This is a genomic window from Microcystis aeruginosa NIES-2549 (assembly GCF_000981785.2).
Taxonomy (GTDB): domain Bacteria; phylum Cyanobacteriota; class Cyanobacteriia; order Cyanobacteriales; family Microcystaceae; genus Microcystis; species Microcystis aeruginosa_C.
Map to the genome: position 1 here is coordinate 2,278,539 of NZ_CP011304.1, position 19,126 is coordinate 2,297,664.

22 protein-coding genes and 2 pseudogenes are annotated in these 19,126 nt (G+C 42.5%); 5 read left to right on the forward strand and 19 right to left on the reverse strand.

Going from position 1 to position 19,126, the window contains the following annotated elements:
- Positions 1–16: 16 nt before the first annotated feature.
- The 10 genes and pseudogenes from myaer_RS11185 to myaer_RS11230 all read right to left on the reverse strand — a co-directional run bounded on the left by myaer_RS11185 (position 17) and on the right by myaer_RS11230 (position 7,946).
- The gene (locus myaer_RS11185) at positions 17–1,585 is read right to left on the reverse strand and encodes a B12-binding domain-containing radical SAM protein (RefSeq protein ID WP_046662146.1); all 1,569 of its coding nucleotides are present in this window, start codon (positions 1,583–1,585) and stop codon (positions 17–19) included.
- Between the two features lie 59 nt (positions 1,586–1,644).
- Positions 1,645–1,854: pseudogene (locus myaer_RS11190) on the reverse strand (hypothetical protein); the annotation flags it as partial.
- Between the two features lie 274 nt (positions 1,855–2,128).
- A pseudogene (locus myaer_RS11195) lies at positions 2,129–2,747 on the reverse strand (RRXRR domain-containing protein); the annotation flags it as partial.
- A gap of 201 nt (positions 2,748–2,948) precedes the next feature.
- Positions 2,949–3,077: an RRXRR domain-containing protein gene (locus myaer_RS11200; RefSeq protein ID WP_080949749.1), complete on the reverse strand. Its 129-nt coding sequence runs from the start codon at positions 3,075–3,077 to the stop codon at positions 2,949–2,951.
- 294 nt (positions 3,078–3,371) lie between these two features.
- Entirely contained in the window at positions 3,372–4,610 is a 1,239-nt protein-coding gene (locus myaer_RS11205; protein WP_046662148.1) for an RNA-guided endonuclease InsQ/TnpB family protein, read from the reverse strand.
- Positions 4,582–5,175 (reverse strand): IS607 family transposase, encoded by a 594-nt coding sequence (locus myaer_RS11210; protein WP_046663713.1) that lies wholly within the window; start codon positions 5,173–5,175, stop codon positions 4,582–4,584. The genes myaer_RS11205 and myaer_RS11210 overlap by 29 nt, the downstream gene beginning before the upstream one ends.
- Before the next feature lie 100 nt (positions 5,176–5,275).
- Complete coding sequence (locus tag myaer_RS11215; protein ID WP_046662149.1) at positions 5,276–6,124, reverse strand: transglutaminase-like domain-containing protein; 849 nt, start codon at positions 6,122–6,124, stop codon at positions 5,276–5,278.
- The gene (locus myaer_RS11220; RefSeq protein ID WP_016515449.1) at positions 6,118–6,624 is read right to left on the reverse strand and encodes a hypothetical protein; all 507 of its coding nucleotides are present in this window, start codon (positions 6,622–6,624) and stop codon (positions 6,118–6,120) included. Before myaer_RS11220 ends, myaer_RS11215 begins: the two co-directional genes overlap by 7 nt.
- Positions 6,625–7,719 (reverse strand): glycosyltransferase, encoded by a 1,095-nt coding sequence (locus myaer_RS11225; RefSeq protein WP_046662150.1) that lies wholly within the window; start codon positions 7,717–7,719, stop codon positions 6,625–6,627.
- 35 nt (positions 7,720–7,754) lie between these two features.
- Positions 7,755–7,946: a Thivi_2564 family membrane protein gene (locus myaer_RS11230; protein WP_016515447.1), complete on the reverse strand. Its 192-nt coding sequence runs from the start codon at positions 7,944–7,946 to the stop codon at positions 7,755–7,757.
- Positions 7,947–8,159: 213 nt separating this feature from the next.
- Here myaer_RS11230 and myaer_RS11235 point away from each other — a divergent pair, with 213 nt between their 5' ends.
- The 3 genes from myaer_RS11235 to myaer_RS11245 are packed head-to-tail and all read left to right on the forward strand — an operon-like array spanning position 8,160 to position 9,219.
- A complete protein-coding gene (locus myaer_RS11235) occupies positions 8,160–8,429 on the forward strand; it encodes a helix-turn-helix domain-containing protein (protein WP_080949750.1) in 270 nt (89 codons plus the stop codon).
- A gap of 27 nt (positions 8,430–8,456) precedes the next feature.
- A complete protein-coding gene (locus myaer_RS22675; protein ID WP_080949751.1) occupies positions 8,457–8,573 on the forward strand; it encodes a winged helix-turn-helix domain-containing protein in 117 nt (38 codons plus the stop codon).
- Complete coding sequence (locus myaer_RS11245; protein ID WP_103672710.1) at positions 8,545–9,219, forward strand: transposase; 675 nt, start codon at positions 8,545–8,547, stop codon at positions 9,217–9,219. The genes myaer_RS22675 and myaer_RS11245 overlap by 29 nt, the downstream gene beginning before the upstream one ends.
- Before the next feature lie 329 nt (positions 9,220–9,548).
- On the opposite strand, the gene myaer_RS11250 is transcribed toward myaer_RS11245, so the two are convergent.
- On the reverse strand, positions 9,549–10,733 hold the full coding sequence (locus myaer_RS11250; protein WP_046662151.1) for an ATP-grasp domain-containing protein: 1,185 nt from the start codon (positions 10,731–10,733) through the stop codon (positions 9,549–9,551).
- Between the two features lie 624 nt (positions 10,734–11,357).
- Between myaer_RS11250 and myaer_RS11255 the strand changes: the two genes are divergently transcribed.
- Positions 11,358–12,035 (forward strand): hypothetical protein, encoded by a 678-nt coding sequence (locus myaer_RS11255; protein ID WP_046662152.1) that lies wholly within the window; start codon positions 11,358–11,360, stop codon positions 12,033–12,035.
- Positions 12,036–12,088: 53 nt separating this feature from the next.
- Here myaer_RS11255 and myaer_RS11260 read toward each other — a convergent pair whose 3' ends face one another.
- From myaer_RS11260 to myaer_RS11280, 5 genes are all read right to left on the reverse strand, one after another.
- Complete coding sequence (locus tag myaer_RS11260; protein ID WP_046662153.1) at positions 12,089–13,027, reverse strand: GDP-L-fucose synthase family protein; 939 nt, start codon at positions 13,025–13,027, stop codon at positions 12,089–12,091.
- A gap of 12 nt (positions 13,028–13,039) precedes the next feature.
- The gene (gene gmd / locus myaer_RS11265; RefSeq protein WP_046662154.1) at positions 13,040–14,122 is read right to left on the reverse strand and encodes a GDP-mannose 4,6-dehydratase; all 1,083 of its coding nucleotides are present in this window, start codon (positions 14,120–14,122) and stop codon (positions 13,040–13,042) included.
- 122 nt (positions 14,123–14,244) lie between these two features.
- The gene (locus tag myaer_RS11270; RefSeq protein ID WP_046662155.1) at positions 14,245–14,589 is read right to left on the reverse strand and encodes a TIGR03792 family protein; all 345 of its coding nucleotides are present in this window, start codon (positions 14,587–14,589) and stop codon (positions 14,245–14,247) included.
- 12 nt (positions 14,590–14,601) lie between these two features.
- Positions 14,602–15,489 (reverse strand): ParA family protein, encoded by an 888-nt coding sequence (locus myaer_RS11275; protein WP_046662156.1) that lies wholly within the window; start codon positions 15,487–15,489, stop codon positions 14,602–14,604.
- A 15-nt stretch (positions 15,490–15,504) separates the two neighbouring features.
- The gene (locus myaer_RS11280) at positions 15,505–16,560 is read right to left on the reverse strand and encodes a metallophosphoesterase family protein (RefSeq protein WP_046662157.1); all 1,056 of its coding nucleotides are present in this window, start codon (positions 16,558–16,560) and stop codon (positions 15,505–15,507) included.
- A gap of 107 nt (positions 16,561–16,667) precedes the next feature.
- Here myaer_RS11280 and myaer_RS11285 point away from each other — a divergent pair, with 107 nt between their 5' ends.
- Positions 16,668–17,144 (forward strand): peptidase C15, encoded by a 477-nt coding sequence (locus myaer_RS11285; protein WP_046662158.1) that lies wholly within the window; start codon positions 16,668–16,670, stop codon positions 17,142–17,144.
- Between the two features lie 361 nt (positions 17,145–17,505).
- Here myaer_RS11285 and myaer_RS11290 read toward each other — a convergent pair whose 3' ends face one another.
- The 3 genes from myaer_RS11290 to myaer_RS11300 form a co-directional block, all read right to left on the reverse strand.
- A complete protein-coding gene (locus myaer_RS11290) occupies positions 17,506–17,874 on the reverse strand; it encodes an aspartyl protease (protein WP_046662159.1) in 369 nt (122 codons plus the stop codon).
- A complete protein-coding gene (locus myaer_RS11295) occupies positions 17,871–18,146 on the reverse strand; it encodes a hypothetical protein (RefSeq protein WP_046663717.1) in 276 nt (91 codons plus the stop codon). The genes myaer_RS11290 and myaer_RS11295 overlap by 4 nt, the downstream gene beginning before the upstream one ends.
- A gap of 306 nt (positions 18,147–18,452) precedes the next feature.
- The gene (locus tag myaer_RS11300; protein ID WP_046662160.1) at positions 18,453–19,085 is read right to left on the reverse strand and encodes a DUF305 domain-containing protein; all 633 of its coding nucleotides are present in this window, start codon (positions 19,083–19,085) and stop codon (positions 18,453–18,455) included.
- Positions 19,086–19,126 lie beyond the last annotated feature (41 nt).

Consider the following 19,126-nt stretch of genomic DNA (forward strand, 5'->3'; position numbering starts at 1 on the left):
CCCTATCGAGTCAGAATCAGTTCTGGTTGGGACGACCAGAAACTTCTAAGGGATCGTAGCCTAGTTGTTGAGTAATCCGTTCTCTGGCTAAGGCCCGGTACTCCCAAAAATGTTCTCCCGCCGCGCACAGACCTAAATAGAGATTGAGAACTTGGGGCTTTTTTTGCCAAATCGTCCATAATTGCCGCCAAAACTGTCCCCGAATGTTCCCTCGGCGGATACCCTGATGCCAGATTAACTGGGTAATTAGCCGTAACCCCTTACCCACGGGAAATTGCATGGTTTGCTTGTGTTTTGACTGCAAACCCAGACCGAGACATTGTTGGAAACAGCGTCGGAGATAGTGGCTGGGTTCGTACAGCGTCCAGAAGCCTTCGACATACTCTCTGGCAATTTCGGCAATCGGGCGGGTGGGGATAAAATTCATCAAGCTATTCTGATCTCCCGTCGGATGGATGCTGTCACCCTCAACTAAACGCTGTTCTTGCTGGAGACGATGCCAAAGAGCCGTATTCGGCAAAGATTGGAGAATTCCTAACATGGGCTGAGGAATACTGGTTTCTTCCACAAAGGCTTGAATCCTTTCCCCCGCACCAGAGCGCTCTCCATCAAACCCCAAGATAAATCCAGCATAGATTAGCAAACCGGCTGCATTAATCTTACGACAGGCTTCCACCAGTGGATTGCGAGTATTTTGCAGTTTGCGCGTCACTTGCAGACTATCTTGGTCAGGAGTTTCAATCCCCAGAAAGACAGAATAAAACCCCGCCTCAGCCATCAGGCTTAACAATTCATCATCCTCTGCCAAATTGACCGAGGCTTCAGTAATAAAGGTGAAGGGATAGTCGTGCTGCTTCATCCAGGGAATCAAGTCTCTGAGAAAGCGTTTGACGTTGCGCTGATTGCCAATAAAGTTGTCATCGACGATGAACAACGAACCGCGCCAGCCTAGGTCGTAGAGAGTCTGCAATTCTGCTAAAGTCTGACTCGGCTCTTTAGTACGAGGTTTGCGCCCGTAGAGGGAAATAATGTCGCAAAATTCGCAGTTAAAAGGACAGCCGCGAGAGAACTGCACTGCCATCATTAAGTAATCGTCTCGCTGAAGTAGGTCAAAGCGGGGGATGGGGCTGAGGGTCACGTCTGGCTTGTCCCCAGAGCGGAAAATTCCCTGGCTTTGACCTTGAGCGATCGCCTCCAAAAACAGGGGAACGGTTAACTCTCCCTCATCCAAAATGAGATAGTTCGCTCCAGAATCCAGGGCATCCTGGGGGACAGAGGTGGGGTAGGGACCGCCAACGGCGACTTTTTTGCCTAACTGCACGGCTTTTTGAATCAGAGCTTGAAAATCTGGCTTCTGGACTAACATGGCAGAGAGGATAACCAACTCACACCACTCCCAATCGGCTTCTGTTTCAGGATTGACGTTGCGATCATAAAATCGAATCTCCCAGTTTTGGGGGAGGAGGGCGGCGACAGTAATGATGCCGAGGGGTGGAATGGTGGCTTTCAGTCCCGCGATTTCCATAAAGCGATCGTAAGACCAGAAAGACTGGGGAAACTCAGGGTAGAGTAACAGGGCTTTCATCGAAAAACTGGGTCTGAAACCCCGCCCTTTAGCGATAGCGGAGGGCGGCTTTATATAAGTTAGCGAGAAACAATTAAACCGTTAGAACGACGAATTAACTGAATCTTACTAACAGTTATCTGTCCCAATCGTTGACCATTGGCATCGCTTACAGATAGCTGTTTTTCGGTATCTCCACTCACATAACCAATTCCTTTGGGAGAAGAAATTAAATCTCCTTTACGGAACCCATGTCTTGTGGTAGAGCCACATTTACGTCGTTTACCACCTTACAACTATGTCTGCTTCTTTATTGGAGGGGAATATACCGATGATCGAGTGAATATTTGTCATGAATTTCCTGTTTTTAGTACATAATTAGATTATATCTAACATTCCGCAGATCAGATTCCACTTCATAAATATCCCTCTTTGGGAGTATCTCATTTATGCAAGTGAGTAATTATATTTATCCATAAAACTGGTTTCTAGCAAGGCTTTCAAAATAGCTTGACATAAAAACCTGATTTAGGGGTTACAAAGGTGAGATGCTCCCTCCCTCTTAGCAATGCCATCGTTAGCATGACTTTCTGGTGATTGTTCTGCTTTATTTTTGGACTTTTCTAGTCGCAAATATTTTCTGAGATTAGAGGTTTGCCAACCAAAGCGAGTATGGACTGTTGCCAATTGAGATAGTTGCTCAATCGCCCATTTCTCTCCGACCATAACTGGCGAGAAACCTTTTCCAGACTTAGCTCCTTTTCTACTGGAAGTTAGATCAATATCGGTTTTGACATACTCAAAGTAAATGTCAGTAATTGGATAGATTTTGGTTAGTTCAGAAACGTCTCGACTTCGCTCGACGTTGACGATTAGCTCTGATTGAGGGAGCTAATTTTCCTTGTCTTCTATTTGAAAATCGTTTTTGTCGATGCGCTCTTAGATTAAGGGGAAGTTGGCGGTTAATCCGTCTTTTTCTACGTCCTCTTCGCATTAAGCAGCGATTGTCTACGCGCTCTCTTACTCGCTTAAAAGGAAGTTCTAAGTGAGCCTTCCAAAGAGTAAAAAGGGAGGATTGAACGCCAATTCCAGAGAATAATTTACCCCGGTCAATACCAATAGCAATCGGTTGGGTTTTGCTATCGGAAGGTTCAGTGGTTAGCTGGACATAGAAAATATCTAGGGTCTGCTGAAAAAGTTTTTCGTGGGGGCAGGGTGTGGGGTGTGGGGTGTGGGGTGTAGGGTTTTACCGATTTTGAGGTAGTCAGTTACCTAATTTTCAGGAAAAAAGTCCAGGAATTTTACCCCCGATCACTCCAATGGTAGGCACTTTTTGAGGGGAAAAAAGTCTAAAAGCCTTATCCAACAAGGTTTTTAGATTTATTCAGCCAGCCCTATCTAAGTCGTTGAATTTACCGATAGCTTTTCCTTCCTTAATCCACCGTCTGGCCCGACTGGGTTTGGTGGGCATCAACGGTTTTCCGTCTTTTGAGATAACAGGAACTCTTGCCATGGAGATAATCCTTAAGAGTGAAGTTAAAGTCCCTTACCGCAACACAATCAAGATGTCTTGTCTAACAACGCTTTACCAATAAAGCTGAGAGGTAATCCGAACTAGGGAAGTATTCGGAAGTCTGTGCCAGATTGTGTCTCGATGCGGTAGTCTCTACTTGCGTCGCCTAAATTGGTCTAGGCAAGCCCCGTCCCTTTTAGGGCGGGGTTAGTGACGAATCAAATTATCTCAAACCCAGTCAACGCTTCGACATTTTGTCGGAAAGCGATTAAGGCATGATTAGCTTGATAGTTACTAATTCTGTACGCAAATATTGCATCTAGAATTAGCTTTGTACGCTTTGACCCGTACTGGGTTAACTACGAACCTCTCTATCGGATTCCCGCTAAAGGCGGCCTCTCCGACTACCTTTCTTCCAATATTTAAGGAACCATTAATATCTGCTCCATAGAAATAACCCGACGAGCTTCTGAATAGTCCTCTTTTAATTCTCTTGCCTAAATAGCTTTTTTGCTTTTGAATAGACTCTAAGTCTAAGAAACTACATTTAGAGGTATAGCTTTCATTAGTTGTTTTGACCTCTATTCCTACTAAATTTGCTTTATAGGTAAGTTGTTCGATCAACCTTGAATGAGGAATATTTACGAATGACTGGTTATTTCTATCTCCAATATTAATGTTTTGTTTCCAGCCTTGATTATGACCAATAACTAAAAGGTTAATTTGATGAGCTAGTAATTTATCAATAATATATTTACTAGCGGTGTGGAGGTAATAATCCACCTTGCAATTACGCTTTAAAGTTAAACCTTGTATTCTTTTACTGGTCTTCTGTAGACTGGGTAATTCCGATTTGAGTTTAGCTAGTGTCTTGTTGTACTTTTGATTGCAGGATTTTAAGGCTTTTCCACATACTAAAGTTGGCTGAAATTCGGGAATATTAGAGGTAACAGCAGCTAGGTTATTTAAGCCTAAATCGATAAAAGCATATCTTTCTCCCTCTTGACTTGATGAGGATGGTTGTTCATAGACAATCTCTAAACAATAAGCACCCAATTTAGGAATAATCCTGACCTCTAATACTTCCTTTAAATTAGTTTTAAATTCTAAATTAGTCCCTGATAGCTTGATTAAACCTTGCTTCAACGCTTTTTTAGAAATGGCTTGATAGTTATAAGTTAAAACGTTTCTACCTTTTTCCTTGTCTTTGTATCTTGGCAACTTAGGCTCTCCTGTAAATTTATCTGGCGATTTTTTGTATTGTTCTTTCGCTTTTTGGTAGGATTTAAAGGTTTTTTCTACTTGCTTTAATACTAACTGACTTACTTTGGCGGGTAAGGCTTGATAATCTGGACTCATTTTTAAGGCATGATGTAACTCAGTCATTGTTAAAAATGGTTGATGTGAAAAGAAAACTTGACGGTTTAAATAAACAGCACAATTATACAGATTCTTCGATAAAAATCCTAATTTATCAATTACTGAATAATTTTTGTGATTAAATTTAATTAGATGTTTTTGAACTAATTTCATCATTCTCCTCAAGGCATTTAATTAAACATTCTGTCTTTCTATTTCGTCGTCTTAATGAGTATAATCGAGCGCAAAATGAGGTAATTATGCTCACGAAGTCTTCCATTAAATCGTCTTTTCTTTCTTCTGCTAGATTAACGACCTCTATATCTCTATTTGTTTGATTTAAAAGAACTTTCAGATAATTAAACCCTACTCTGCTTAAACGATCTTTATGTTCTACGACAATCAAATTATAATCAGTTTGTTCTAGAAGTTTTAATAATAGCTTTCGATGATCATTGACTCCACTTCCTACTTCTTTAACTACTCGAACAATTTGATAGCCTTTCGCAATACAATAAGCTTCCAATCTTTTTGCCTGAGTCTCTAAGTTAGATTGATTTTCTGAACTAGAAACTCGCGCATAAATAGCTACTTTATTTTCACCGCAAGAACGGTCATCTTCAAAAATAATAATTGTTCCTGTAGGAAGACGTTCTCCTTGTAACTGCCCTCGATTCCACATTCTCCAAGCAGTGTCATAACTGATCCCTTTTTTCTTAGCATAATCTGATAGTTTTATATGAACTGCAATGTAAACTTGCACTAACCATATTAGCAGTTGTTTGCAGTCATTTGCATATACTTTTTACAAAACTTTACAATACCTGACTGGGGTACGCTCAAGAGATGGCGATCGCCTCTGTTGTCGGTATCAAAATATTCTCGGAAATCGGCTTGGCATCGGGTAAGTAGTCCATAAAAAGCCTCATCTGATTCATTTGTACCTGACCAAAAATAGTGGCAAAAGAAACATCGGCTGCATCTCGTCCTGTGCCAACGCGAATTAGCCCGCTCTGAGGCACAAGGCGGGTAGGATCGAAAAGATACCAGCGACCCCCTAGATAAGCCTCAAACCAGGCATGAAAATCGGGGGGATTTAAACCATAGGCGTAGCCGGAAACAAAGCGTGCTGGAATATTCAAAGCCCGACAAAAAGCAATACCTAAATGGGCAAAATCACGACAAACGCCTACCCGTTCTATCGCTGTATCGCAAGCAGAAGTTAAAGAATCACTGCTACCAGAGAGATACAAAACATTGTCATAAATCCAGTTACAGATAGCTGTCACCCTGGAATAACCAGGGACTAAATGGCCAAATTCAGCCGCGACAAAGCGCAATAATCGATCTGACTGACAGTAACGACTCGGATAAAGATAGTACAAGATATCGAGGGGTAAATCGGCCGGCTTTACTTCAAAAATCGTACTGGGGTCTGAATAATAAGGAGATAAGCCAACGGTTGCTCGATAGGAAATTTGCAAATTGCCAGGAGGGGCATTGAGTCGAAAGTATCGGTTTCCACTGACAGAAGTGATGTATTCCTCAATCGACCGTTGAGAGTTAGAATGGAGGTCTTCCTGAACAATAATCTGATGGTTGTTGCTGACAATAGCAACATTAAGAATTAGAGTGCTTGCTTGCTCAATGCTGTAGGTTAATTCACAGCCAAGCTCATACTTTAGCATATCGTTTTTCCCTGTCCTTTCAATACGAGCAGATGCTGGAGCCGAAGCCGATTGTAACGCTGCACCCACAAACAAGGCAGGTTGAAAGCTGTTCCCACGGCGAGGTTTACCAGCACACCCCAGCCAGGAGTCCAGAGCATCGTCACTAACCAAAACAGCCAGATGGCGATGTGAACGTATTCCGCGCGACGGGTTTCAGCCAAAAAACGGGACATTACGGCACAGTCCCCACCGCCAACGGATGTTTTGCGAAAACCTCCTGGGAAGAAATCCCCTGCTTCTGGCAACCGATCCTTCCATCGCTTGATCCGCAGTACCCGATTGTACCATTGTCTATCTTCCCCCCAGATTCGTGGCCGGGTCAGGCAGGTGTCCGTTTCTAGGAATTTCAGGGGAAGTCGATGACCGACAAAACCGATCAAAAGCGACCAGACTGTCCAACCGACCACACACAGCCCGACAATTACCCCATCCGGTAACTGTAGTATAGACAATCTCATTCATTCACCTTGCCATCGGGTACTTATCCTTCGTCCTTTCCATTCGATTTGACCACGTTCGAGATTCAGAATTGCCAGCAGGAACACTGCAATGAAGAAGGCAACCGGAATGGGGAAGAAAAAGACGATTGCTCCGAATGAACCCACTGGCCATACAATTATGGCTAACTGTATGGCGAAGGCAAGATAAAGCAGTACGTTATATAGTAAGGATGAATTCCCGACAATCGGCCAGCCGAATAGGGATGCGGGCAGACACCAAGCCGCCCAGAACAGCCCTGAAAGCCAGAACACAACTGCCAGCATCCGCAGCCAAGAGACTTCCCCTGCTGCCGTTGCAAAGTTTTTGTCGAAACCAACAACCAAGTCCCGCAGCCCGCCGGGGTACATCCGATAGTCCAGTTGGCCATGACCAATGTATGCACTCACTGGCAGTCCCGCACTCTCATAAATATGAGCCATGAACCAGTCTTCTACAACATATCCTGCCACAGCGTCGTGGCCGCCGACCCGCTCATAGTCATCCTTGCTGGTAGCCATAGCCGGTCCAAAAGCCACACCACCTCTTGCTCCCAGTTTGACGGCCATCAAGCCGACGAGATTGAACAGAACCGCTAACAGTTCGTAGGGGCGTTCAGTGCGGTGATAGGGCTGAACTGAGACCAGACCACCTAAGTGTTGAACAGTTGCCACCAGCCTGCGGAGCAGCTCCTCGCCTGGCTCAGTGTCGGCATCGAGAAAGACGAGAATATCGCCAGATGAGGCTGCATATCCGGTTTTGAGTGCCCAGTTTTTCCCTGTCCAACCTGTGGGCAAAGGGCTAGTCTGCACTACTTTCACCCCAGCCTGTTCGGCGATCTGTGGGGTAGCATCGGCGGACTGGTCATCGATGACAATGATTTCGTAGGGCTTGAATGTTTGCTGCTTTAAGGCTGTTAGCAAATTAGGGAGGGTACTCTCTTCATTCCTCGCCGGAATCAAGACCGAGACTTTAGGCGAATCGACGACTGAAAGGTCTGGAAGTCGCGGCAACCGCCACATCAATCCCCAGCCTATTAGCCAACGCACCACCAGTGTGATGGACATCAGATCCATAATGATTCAACCTTTCCTTCCGTCTAGAACATCACTCACCTACCGATACGAATTCCCTTGAGAAAACTCAGCAATCCGAACACCTTAAGAATCCACAAAACGAGGGCGATGACAACCACAATGTTCAGGATTTGCTTGATCTTGCTGTCCATCGGAATGTAGTTGTTCACGAGCCACAATAGAACCCCAACCACGATGATAACTACCATAAACTGTACCAGATCCATGACTGACCTCCTTTCTCCGATCTAATGAGTTTCGTCAAGCATTTTATTCTCTTCATTATATATGCTCGTTTATATATGCTCGTTAGGTGGCCCAAGCAATCGCACACAATTCTTGAAGATACGCAATAAATCTACAAGAGATACTTATGTAATAGCAATTAGGAGATAAATATTAAATTTTTCAAGTTAGTATACAGAATATAGTGCGCCTAAATGATATGTAAAATAGAATGCCGACGAGAACTGAAAAGAGCCTTAGCGGTTAAGCTGGCTTTGTCGGGATACGCTTATAGAGCAATTCAAGAAATTCTTGGAGTGACCCCCGGATTCATTGCTAAATGGAAAAAGGAATTTATTTCAGCAGGAATTGAGGGGATTATCTTGAAGTATAAAGGTTCGAGACCCTATCTAAATGCCGAGGAAAAACAAGAATTAATTCAATGGATTATCAACCAGAGTCCCTGGGATATTTGGGAGCTATAAACTTATGTACTAGAAACGTATGAGGTTGTGTTTAAATCGAGACAGAGCTACTACCAATTGCTAAAAGAAGCGAGAATTAGCTGGCAAAAGGCGGAACAAGTAAACCCGAAAAAAGATGCAGAAGAGGTCAAAAAAAAAGAATGAAGAAATCAGTCAATTATTGGAGAGCAAAAAAGAGGAGATTCAGTCGGGAAAGCTAGTGGTGTATTTGCTTGATGAATGTCATCTGGTCTGGAAAGATGTTCTAGGCTATCTCTGGAACTTTATTAAAGAAAGACTAAAAGAAGGTAAAAATCCCTCAGAGTTACCCGAAAGAACTTTGGTGAAAATTGAGAATGAAAAAGAGAGAAAAACTTATTATGGAGCTTTAAATTTAGTGGGCAAAGAATTTATTTTAGCTCCCTACAAAGCTGGGAAGGTCGAGAATACAGTAGATTTCTTGAAAAAACTAATTCAAAGCAACCCTGGGCGAAAAATACTGATTATTTGGGATGGAGCTTCCTATCATTCGGGAGAAGAGATGATCAAATTTCTTACTGAACAAAATCAGGGTTTATGTCCAGAAGATTGGCAGATTACCTGTCATAAATTTGCTCGATACGCTCCGGAAGAAAATCCAGTAGAAGCAATTTGGCTACAGTTAAAAAATTTTTTGAGAAGATTTTATTGGTTGGCAAAAAATTTTCGAGTGGTTAAACGCTTGTTCGAGTTTTTTGCCAAATTTCAATTATTTAATACCAATTCTCCAAAGTCTGACTACAGAAGTTTAATCCCCCTAAATCCCCCTTAAAAAGGGTGACTTAAATTCGATGTGTAGTTTTCATTTAGAGAAATGGTATAATTTTCCTAATCTTAAGAAATACGATGCCTTTTCACAATTCATTTAGGCGCACTATATATTAGCAGAAAATAATCCACGCAAGCCCTGCCAAAAGGCTCACCAGAATTCAAAAAAGCAATTTTCATAAAAAAAGCTTTTTGCTTTGTTGGATTCCACGCTATTTAAGGGGTTAGGCTCATTTAAACTACTAATTTGCTATAACCAGTCTAGGAGAGCCTTATTGTCTTTGAGTAAAAAATGCAAGTTATAGCCGTGCAAATTATAACTGATCACTGATTCTAGGCTAATTTAATTGCCGCAGTGACCACCTCTTCTAAAGACTCTAACCAATGAAAGTTAACATCAGCTAAACTCTGACTGAGATCGATCGCTTTGCTGTCAGCTAGGACGCGAAAAATTATTTGTGGTAGGGTGGGATTGGGAAAAGATCGGGGTTCCAAGGTTTGTCTTTCCTGTCGGGTGGCCCGGATCGTTCTTTCGCCGCTGCCCCGGCTGGGTGATAATGGGCTATAACTGCGGTAGTAATTGCTAATAGTCTCGATCGCTTTTTGGCCAAAGTCGGGATAACTGACAATATCAACGATAACCACTTTTAAATCGGCCAATAGTTGGAATTGTTGCAGACCGGCCTCTATTTGCTCGTTTAATTGCTCTAATTCTAGTCTTTCCTCCAGTATAAGCCATGCCGCCAGTTTTGCCCCTTTGCCTGCCAAGGCATCCCAGACAGTGGACATCAAACCCTGGCCATTGCTGATCACGGCTATTTGGCCAGTTTGATCAATTATCGACCAAGGGGATTGTAATTGGGGGGGGGTCAAAGCGAGCAGATCGGGATGTCTAGCTAAAGCGGCATCATTAACACTTATTTTGCCATCTAAGGCCATCACTTCCCCAGCTTCGTTGATACCCAAGGGATTAATCTCGATAATATCGAGATCTTTGCTGACAAAGAGACTATACATTTTTTCGAGAATTTGACTGATAGACTCGATCAAAGACCCTTTTAAACCCATAGATACGGCTAATTGCCGACAGAGATAGGGGGAAAATCTCGCTTCAATGACCACTTTTTGCATGGTTGCCAGTAAACTGTCCACATCCATCCCCCCTTGACTCGCACCCAGTAAAACTGGTCTTTGCAGATGATAATCGAGTAAAATGGCTAAAAATATCTCTTGTTGCGGATTATACCTGGCTTCTGCTAGGATTACCTCTGGATATTCTCCGGCGATCGGTAAATGAAAGATAGCATGGGCGGCAGCGATCGCATCAATGGTATTAGCGACAAATCTCACTCCTCCTGCTTTTCCCCGGCCTCCCGTGCGTACCTGGGACTTCAGCACGATAGGATAGGGAATGTTTAATCTTTTTAGTCCCCCCGGTTCGTGGATTGGTTGGGAAGGTAAAATGGGGATACCTACTTGAGCAAATATTTCCTTGGCTTGGTATTCGAGTAAATCCATAATTGATTAATTGATAAAGTGGCGATTCTCTCTTTGCTCGTTTCGGTAGCTTGGGGACTTATGAAGATTATTTTAGCAACAGCATCCAGTTCACGGGTGATGAGGGAGAATATTCTTGGCTTACTCGATCGCAAAAATTAAGGTCAATTGTGTGATTATGGGGTTAGAGGCGAGACTTTTTGAGCTATCCACCTCTGTGAGTCTAGCAATCTTTCACTCTCTCTATTTCTATCTTTAGTAGGCTTTACTGCATTTAAACTGAGCATTGGCTGCTTTAGTACAAATGCACATATACCCACACCCTCAGTTTTTTGTCACAATTGTTACATTTTTTCACAGATTTTAATTCGATCGGGTGATTTTTTTTTGATAGGATTGAACCTATAATTCTCCCATAAATAGTTATTGTTCCCCATTAACCGTGCCAAACTAAGAACTGCGGACAAATCAAGAGTTTTGGCGTTTCAATAGACCAAATAAACTAATAACTGGCAATTAGTCGGAAATCTCAGTTATTTTTTGCTAAAATTCTCCTTTTTCCCGCATTTTCTTGCTTGGAAACAAACTTTTTTCCCCTTTCGTCTCTGTCTTTAATTCGCTCCCACTAGGAAACTCAAGGGTAAGATGCTATATTTTCAAAAGCAGGGTCGTCATCATCCTCTGACCCTATTAACAATGCTTTTAAGTGCTTCTTTCGTTGTGGTCTGCCTTTCCTTGACTCCTGCGATCGCACGTCAATTCGCCCCAATTAACCCGATTAAACCGATTGCTTTGGGGAATGATCGATTAATTCCTGCTGGTACGGATATCCCTGTAAAATACGAGCAAGGGGAAAAAATTATTTTAACCAAACAAGAAACTTTTTCTTTATCTCTGACCGTTACCGATAATATCAAAAATTCCCAGGGACAGACAATTATTCCCGATGGTAGTCAGATTATCGGAGAAATTAAACCTGACGGTCAAGGTTCGCGTTTTCTATCCCAAAAAATCTTTTTAAAAACCCCTCAACCCCAAGAAAAATCTATTGATGCTATTTCGGCAGTTTTCACTCGTCTAGAAAGGATAATTAAAGGAGTTAACCCCGATAAAATTATTCAGGGTGCAGTATTAGGAAAATCCGCCGCTTCTGTCCTCGCTTCTTTTACTTCTGACCAACCGGTTAGCGAGGGATTATTACGAGGAGGAGGATTAGAAGTATTAGCCGGCTGGTTATTACGAGGAGAATCGGTGGAATTATTGTCAATTAACCCCAAGGAAGATTTAAAATTAACCCTTCGTTCTGATTTTACCGGTCAGTAACCTAAAAAAAATCTGGTGTGTTAGTTATTTATCTAACACACCAGCTATCTGGACTAAGCGGCGTTTTGCCGATACCATTCAATGGTTTTTCGCAAACCTTCTTTAAATTCCATTTGGGCAACAAAACCGAATTTTTCCCTAGCGCGGGTTGTATCTAAACAGCGTCGCGGTTGACCATTTGGTTTATCTATTTCCCAAACAATTTCGCCATCAAAACCCATTAAATCACAGATTAATTCGACTAAATCTTTGATAGAAATCTCATAATTTGTACCAAGATTAACCGGCTCCGATTCATTATAGAATTGACTGGCCATGACAATGCCTTGCGCTGCATCGGTGGAGTAGAGAAACTCCCGGGTTGGACTACCATCTCCCCAGACAGGAAGTTGTTTGTCTCCCCGTTGTTGTGCCTCATAAACCTTGCGAATTAAAGCAGGAATTACATGGGAACTACCCGGATCAAAATTATCCTCTGGCCCGTATAAATTCACTGGTAGAAGATAAATTCCGTTGAAACCATACTGCAAACGATAGGACTCTAATTGTACCAATAAAGCCTTTTTAGCGATACCGTATGGCGCATTGGTTTCTTCGGGATATCCTGACCATAAATCGTCTTCATGGAAAGGTACTGGAGTAAATTTTGGATAGGCACAAATTGTCCCTACACAGACAAATTTTTGCACTCCTGCTAGATAGGCAGCGTGAATTAATTGGGTTCCCATCATCAAATTATCATAGAATAATTCGGCGGGTTTTTCCCGATTGAGACCGATGCCCCCCACATGGGCCGCCAAATGGATAATTAAATCTTCTTGGTCGGCTAAACGTTGACAGTTTTCCCAAACTCTTAAATCACAATCCTTTGACCGAGGAATTGTAATTTTTTCGGGATTTGCCCCCGCTGCAATTAATTGATTAACTACTTGCCGACCTAAAAATCCGGCCCCTCCGGTGACAACGATTCTCTGTTCGCTTAAATTGAGCATATTTTCACCTCTTTAATCCACAGTTGTCATTGAACGATTGCGAAGATAAGCCAAATCTTTTAATAACTGTCCGCTATCACCACCGTTATTAAGATTAATCCCCAAAGCCGCTAAATCCGCATCTACCATTAATTTTACCAGTCCCTCGAACGTCACCGACGGCTGCCAGCCTAATTTCTCCCTGGCTTTTGTGGAATCTCCTATTAATAAATCCACTTCCGCTGGACGCAAATAACGTTCATCAAACTCCACATAATCCTGCCAATTTAAATTAACGTATTGGAAAGAAATATCGAGAAACTCCCGGATAGAATAGGTTTCATTTGTCGCCACTACATAATCATCCGGTTCTTCCTGTTGTAACATTAACCACATCGCCCGCACATAATCCTTAGCATAACCCCAATCCCTTTTAGAATCGAGATTTCCTAAATAGAGTTTTTTCTGTTGTCCAGCAATAATTCGGGCCAAAGCGCGGGTAATTTTGCGCGTGACAAAAGTTTCTCCACGACGGGGGGATTCATGGTTAAATAAAATGCCGTTACAGGCAAATAAGTCGTAGGATTCCCGATAGTTGATTGTTTGCCAGTGGCCATAAACTTTCGCACAAGCGTAGGGACTGCGGGGATAAAATGGCGTGGTTTCTTTTTGGGGAACTTCCATGACTTTCCCGAACATTTCCGAGGAACCTGCTTGATAGAAACGCACTTCGATGCCGGTTCTTTTTTGGTAATCCCGAATCGCTTCTAGTAATCTTAAAACTCCCACCCCCACAGCATCAACGGTGTATTCTGGGGCATCAAAACTAACCCGCACATGGGATTGGGCCCCTAAATTATACACTTCTACCGGTTGCACTTGTTCGAGAATACGCCGCAGGGTCGTCCCGTCGGTGAGGTCGCCATAATGAAGAAATAATTTAGTATCGGGCTGGTGGGGGTCAGTGTAGATATGATCGATGCGATCGGTGTTAAAAGTTGAAGTACGACGGATGATACCGTGGACTTGATAGCCTTTTTCTAGTAACAATTCGCTCAGATAGGAACCATCTTGACCGGTGATGCCGGTAATGAGGGCGCGTTTAGCTTCAGTCATTAGTAATTTACCTAATCGGAAAGAATAAAGACCCTGAAAGGGTCTGACTGCTTATAGCACACTTTAGCCCCTCATGACAAGTTTGGCTAGGTTGACAGGGGACAAAAAGATGAATTGATTTTTTATCCAGGCTGCATAGATTCTAAATTGTTCTGACAATTTTCTCGAAATTTTCTGACCTGAAATTCCTTGACTTTGATTAATTGATAATTATCTTTTCCCATGGCTAGGGAAAATTTGGCCTCGGTGTCATCAAGTAAATTTTGGGGGACAGCTTTCCACTGTTCTTTCGTTTGCCAATGGACAACGATAATTAATTGTTCCTCGATGGTGGGATTAATCCAAAGTTCTTTACCTAAAAAACCCGCTTGTTTTGCTAAAAACTTTGTCCAAATTTCTTGATCTTTTTGGATAAATTTTTCCCGTGCTTCGGGGTTAACTTGAAATTCTAACCACTCAATAACCATAGTAATTATCTCCTATTTTTTGGTTTTCATCAAGAATTCTTCTGTGAGTTTCATAAAAGCTTTGGAACCACTAGAAGAGGGCATGGCTGCTACCGCAGGCACGAACATATCGACAGCTTTAGCTACATTAACATCCATAGGAATTGCATTAGCAAAAATTTGATGGGCTTGAAAATCCTGTTGTACCCGGCGCATGACTTGATTATAGTAGCGACTGAGTAAACCACCGCCAGAAAGAATAAAAACTATACCTAGTAAACTGGGGTTAATCGGTTGGGTTTCTTGATGACTAGCTTTGAGTTTAACTATTCTTCTTTCTAATAGCTGAATGCCGACAATTGATAAAGGTTCGGGACGGGCGGGTAGTAAATAAAAATGACTGCTACATAGACCACTACGAGTTAAAAGATTATAGCCTGGAGCGCAGTCCATAATAATATAATCGTAACGGTCTTGAATGGGATCAATGATTTTTTGAATCAGGATTCTTTCCAGGTTATTCCAAGCATGATCAAAGCCTAAATCTTCCTGTAAAATTGCTTGATGGTGCAGGGTTTCTGAGACGACATATTCATCATAAAGTTCGATATCTCCTGGCAGTAAATCTAAGCCTTGAATTTCACAGACTGAAGGGACGATAATATCATCAATAGTTAATTTATTGTAGGGATTGGGTTTGATAATTGCTTCTAATAAATAGCTTAAAGTGCGTTTTTTGCGACGCAGTTGAGCGAATTCGTGGGGAGACATTAAACTGAGAGTCGCACTGATTTGAGCGTCTAAATCGAGGACAAGGACTCGTTTTTGCTGAAATTTAGCTAAACAGGTGGCAAGATTGACGGTAAGGGTAGTTTTTCCTACTCCTCCTTTCATATTAACGGTGCTGATGACAGTGGCCATTATGGGAGTTCCTTTCTAGTTAACCGATGGAATATCTCGACGTAAAACTTGCCCGTTGGGAGCCATAATCAGAGGAGGTAAACTGGTAATATCGATCGCTTCTTGGGTTTTCATGTCGTAGGTGGTGTAAACTGTTTCCTTTTGATGGGGATTAATATCGACAATTGTTAGGGTTTTTCTGGGTGCTTGTTCACTGTTCAATAATCGTCGCGGTCCACTGCCTAAAGCTCCCGCGTGTAATAATTGTAATTGCCCCCGTTTACCCGGATAGTAAGCGTGAGCATGGCCACTAATATAAGTATGCACCTGATGGCCCTCTAAAAACGCCCTTAATTGCTCGGCATCGGCTAAATAATCCCCCGGTCGATTTCTGCCCACGGCAATACCGTAGAGGGGTAAATGACCGATTACTAGCCGCATCTTAGCATTTTTAGCGTCGGTACTACTCAAGTTTTTTGCTGCCCAATTTAGTTGTTCCCGAGAGATTAAATGAGTGGAGGCATCCCAGACTAGATAGAATATACCATTTTGAGTGAAAGTATAATAAAAAGGAAAGCCAGTTTTATCGATAAAATTTAAACTTGTATTATGTTGGGGGTTTTGCCAATAATCTTGGGCTAATTTTCTCTCTTTAGCATAGATAAATTTTCCTGCGGATAAAGCTCCAGAAGCGTCATGATTACCGATGGTAAAACCAAAAGGTATTTTAGCAGCTCGCAGGGGCGCGGCGATATGGCGATCAAAGGCTGACCACATGGCGTTAATTGCTGCCTCTGTCAAGCTGCTTTTTTGTCCTGCCACCATGTCGCCACCACAGAGTACCAGATCGGGTTTATGATTGATAATTAAAGGGATAGCTCGATCGATTTCGGGATCGTAAGTAGTGGAACCGTATTGACTATTAAGGTCACTAATCACGATTATCTTGACTTTTTTCGCCTTTTCTGCTTGTTTAACGGAAGACTCAGGGGGATTTTTGGAAGTAACGGGCTGTAAAATTTGATGAGCGCAAGCTACCAAGCTAAAACCGCCTAAACTGCCACTGATAAGCAAAAATTTACGGCGTTGCATAGAATATCAATCTCGTCTTTAATTGAGGTCACGTCAGTTAGTGTAGCAATTTTTGTCCCTTCGATCGCTTTTTTGTGGATTATCCCAATTAACCATCAGGAGATAACTTGACAATTCTCTTAACTTCTTTTGCGCCTTGGTTATGCCATCACCGGAGTAATTCCTCCGATGATTTGTTAGTATCTATTCAAGATAATTATGCAAAAAAGCTTTTATTTTTGCGTCAACTTCCCGTTAATACCCATCGAGCCAGTGAACGAGTTATCAAAGCTATTCAAGACAAAAAGCCTGATTTCGTTATTTGTTGTGGCATGGCAGAAAGTCGTTATCGTTTAAGTTTAGAATCTCAGGCTAGGAGTAGCACAAAAAAGTTATTGACATCAATTCCCTTGCCAGATTTAATTAAAACCCTTGACTATAGTTATATCAGCGATAATGCCGGTCAGTTTGTCTGCGAAGAGTTATATTTTCAAGTCTTAAAATATCATCCGAGAGCCTTATTCGTTCATGTGCCGCTTTTAACTGATAAAAATTTTGCTATTATTCAAAGGGATTTTCAGAAAATTATCACCATTAGCCGTTAGATCATATAATTCGAGAGTAAGTTTCAAGGGAAAAAGGAAAAAGGATATACTGGTATTTTGCCTTAATTGCCCTCCTCGACTTGAGAGCGCACCTGAGATTCATAAATCTCTTTACCACGTCGGGCAAATTCTTCTTGGCTGTAGAGGGGTGGTCGTACTATCATTAACCGGTTGCAACTTTTGCCCCTCTATTTTAACCCAAACATTGGGAATCTTCGCTAACATTCCTCAACTGGGCCCACAAGAGCGGCATCGCACTTAAACCCACAGCTGCAATCAATCTGCATGGTGCGTTCCCCAAAAATCGATCGCTGGAGCAGTAAGAGACACTTTAGGGAACGCACCCTACGGCTGTAATTTATTATAAAGCACTAATTTTAACTATACCGCCCACTCTTCCTTCAATTTCTAATTTGTATTCTTCCAATAACCCCATACCAATCAACAACTCTGTCTCTGACGCATTAATTTCCGCTCTTCGGATTTGTCCATCCCAAATTACTGAGCCAGCATACATTTCAAACATTGTTAGACTGCCATCACCGAGAATGGCATCTTGTAAACCTCGAAGAGTTAGCCCTAACTCATTGATGATCGCTCTTGATAGCATTAAATCACCTGTGTAACCTGTATCAATAACTGCTTTTACACTTTTGATATTTTTATAATCCCCTAGAACTGCAATCTGAATAATTGCCTCACGATTAGCATTGACGTTACCTATAATCATTGAAATAAATTTGCCCCAATCAAACCGACTCGATGAACTGCTCGATGTCCGATTCTTACGAACCAAATTTGAGCATCTGGTAATCGGGCTAAAAGTTGATCGGAAGCTGTGAGGCTGTCTTTTGCTACTTCAAAAGCCCCTGTTTCGATATCTATAGCTACAATCTTCCCATGATTGCCTTCCTCGACTTGGGGGCGCACCTGAGATTCATAAATCTCTTTACCACGTCGGGCAAATTCTTCTTGGCTGTAGAGGGGTGGTCGTACTATCATTGGTTTGACCCGGTTGCAACTTTTGCCCCCCCATTTTAACCCAAACATTGGGAATCTTCGCTAACATTCCTCAACTGATCCCACAAGAGCGGCATCGCACTTAAACCCACAGTTTCAATTAATGTGCATGGTGCGTTCCCCAAAATCTATTGGTGGAGCAGTAGGAGCCACATTAGGGAACGCAGCCTACAGCGATGGCGTACTGCTACGCAGTGCCTTCGGCATCCCACTGCATTGGGGTTGTTAGACCGCACAGCGGAAGCAAAACATTAATTGCCCCAAAATCTCGATCGTGATTACTAGAAGCTAATGATGCATTCTACCCATTGGATTGCGATCACCAAACCAAGCTATCAACCAAGTTCGCATCTGCTGAATTTCCAGGCGCTGGCTAGTGGCAATGTTCTCAGCCAAGGACTGGACAGGCTGATGCTTCACCAGATTATGATTCAGGAGCATTTGCGACATCATCACGGCTCCCATATGATGTTCAATCATATCTTGTAAAAAAGTTTGATCTAGGGCATCGCCCTGAAGTTGGCTCAGATCTCGCATCATGGGAACGTAGGAGACGCTAATATTCCCTCCTGGATACCACTGGTTGAGCCAGTTTTTCATCTGAGCAATTTCAGCAGTTTGCACTTGAATAATATTTTGAGCAAACTGCCTCATCTCAGGACGACTAGTGCGTGCCAGAATAACCTGGGCGGTATCGATTGCCTCCTGATGGTGGGGAATCATTTGGGCAAGATAGTTAAACTCGCTACTGACCTGCATATGATGCATCATACCCATGCCGTTGGGAGAAAATTGAGCAGAGGCGGAATCTGGAGAATTTCCGGATGGACGTGTCAGAAGTAAAGTTGAGGTTGCAGCCAGTCCAAGAGCGGCAACAGCCCCCAGCAGGATAATGGCTTTATTTTTCATGAGAAAAACCATGTAAAAACCTCACTATAGTATAGCACTTACGCAAAAGTAAC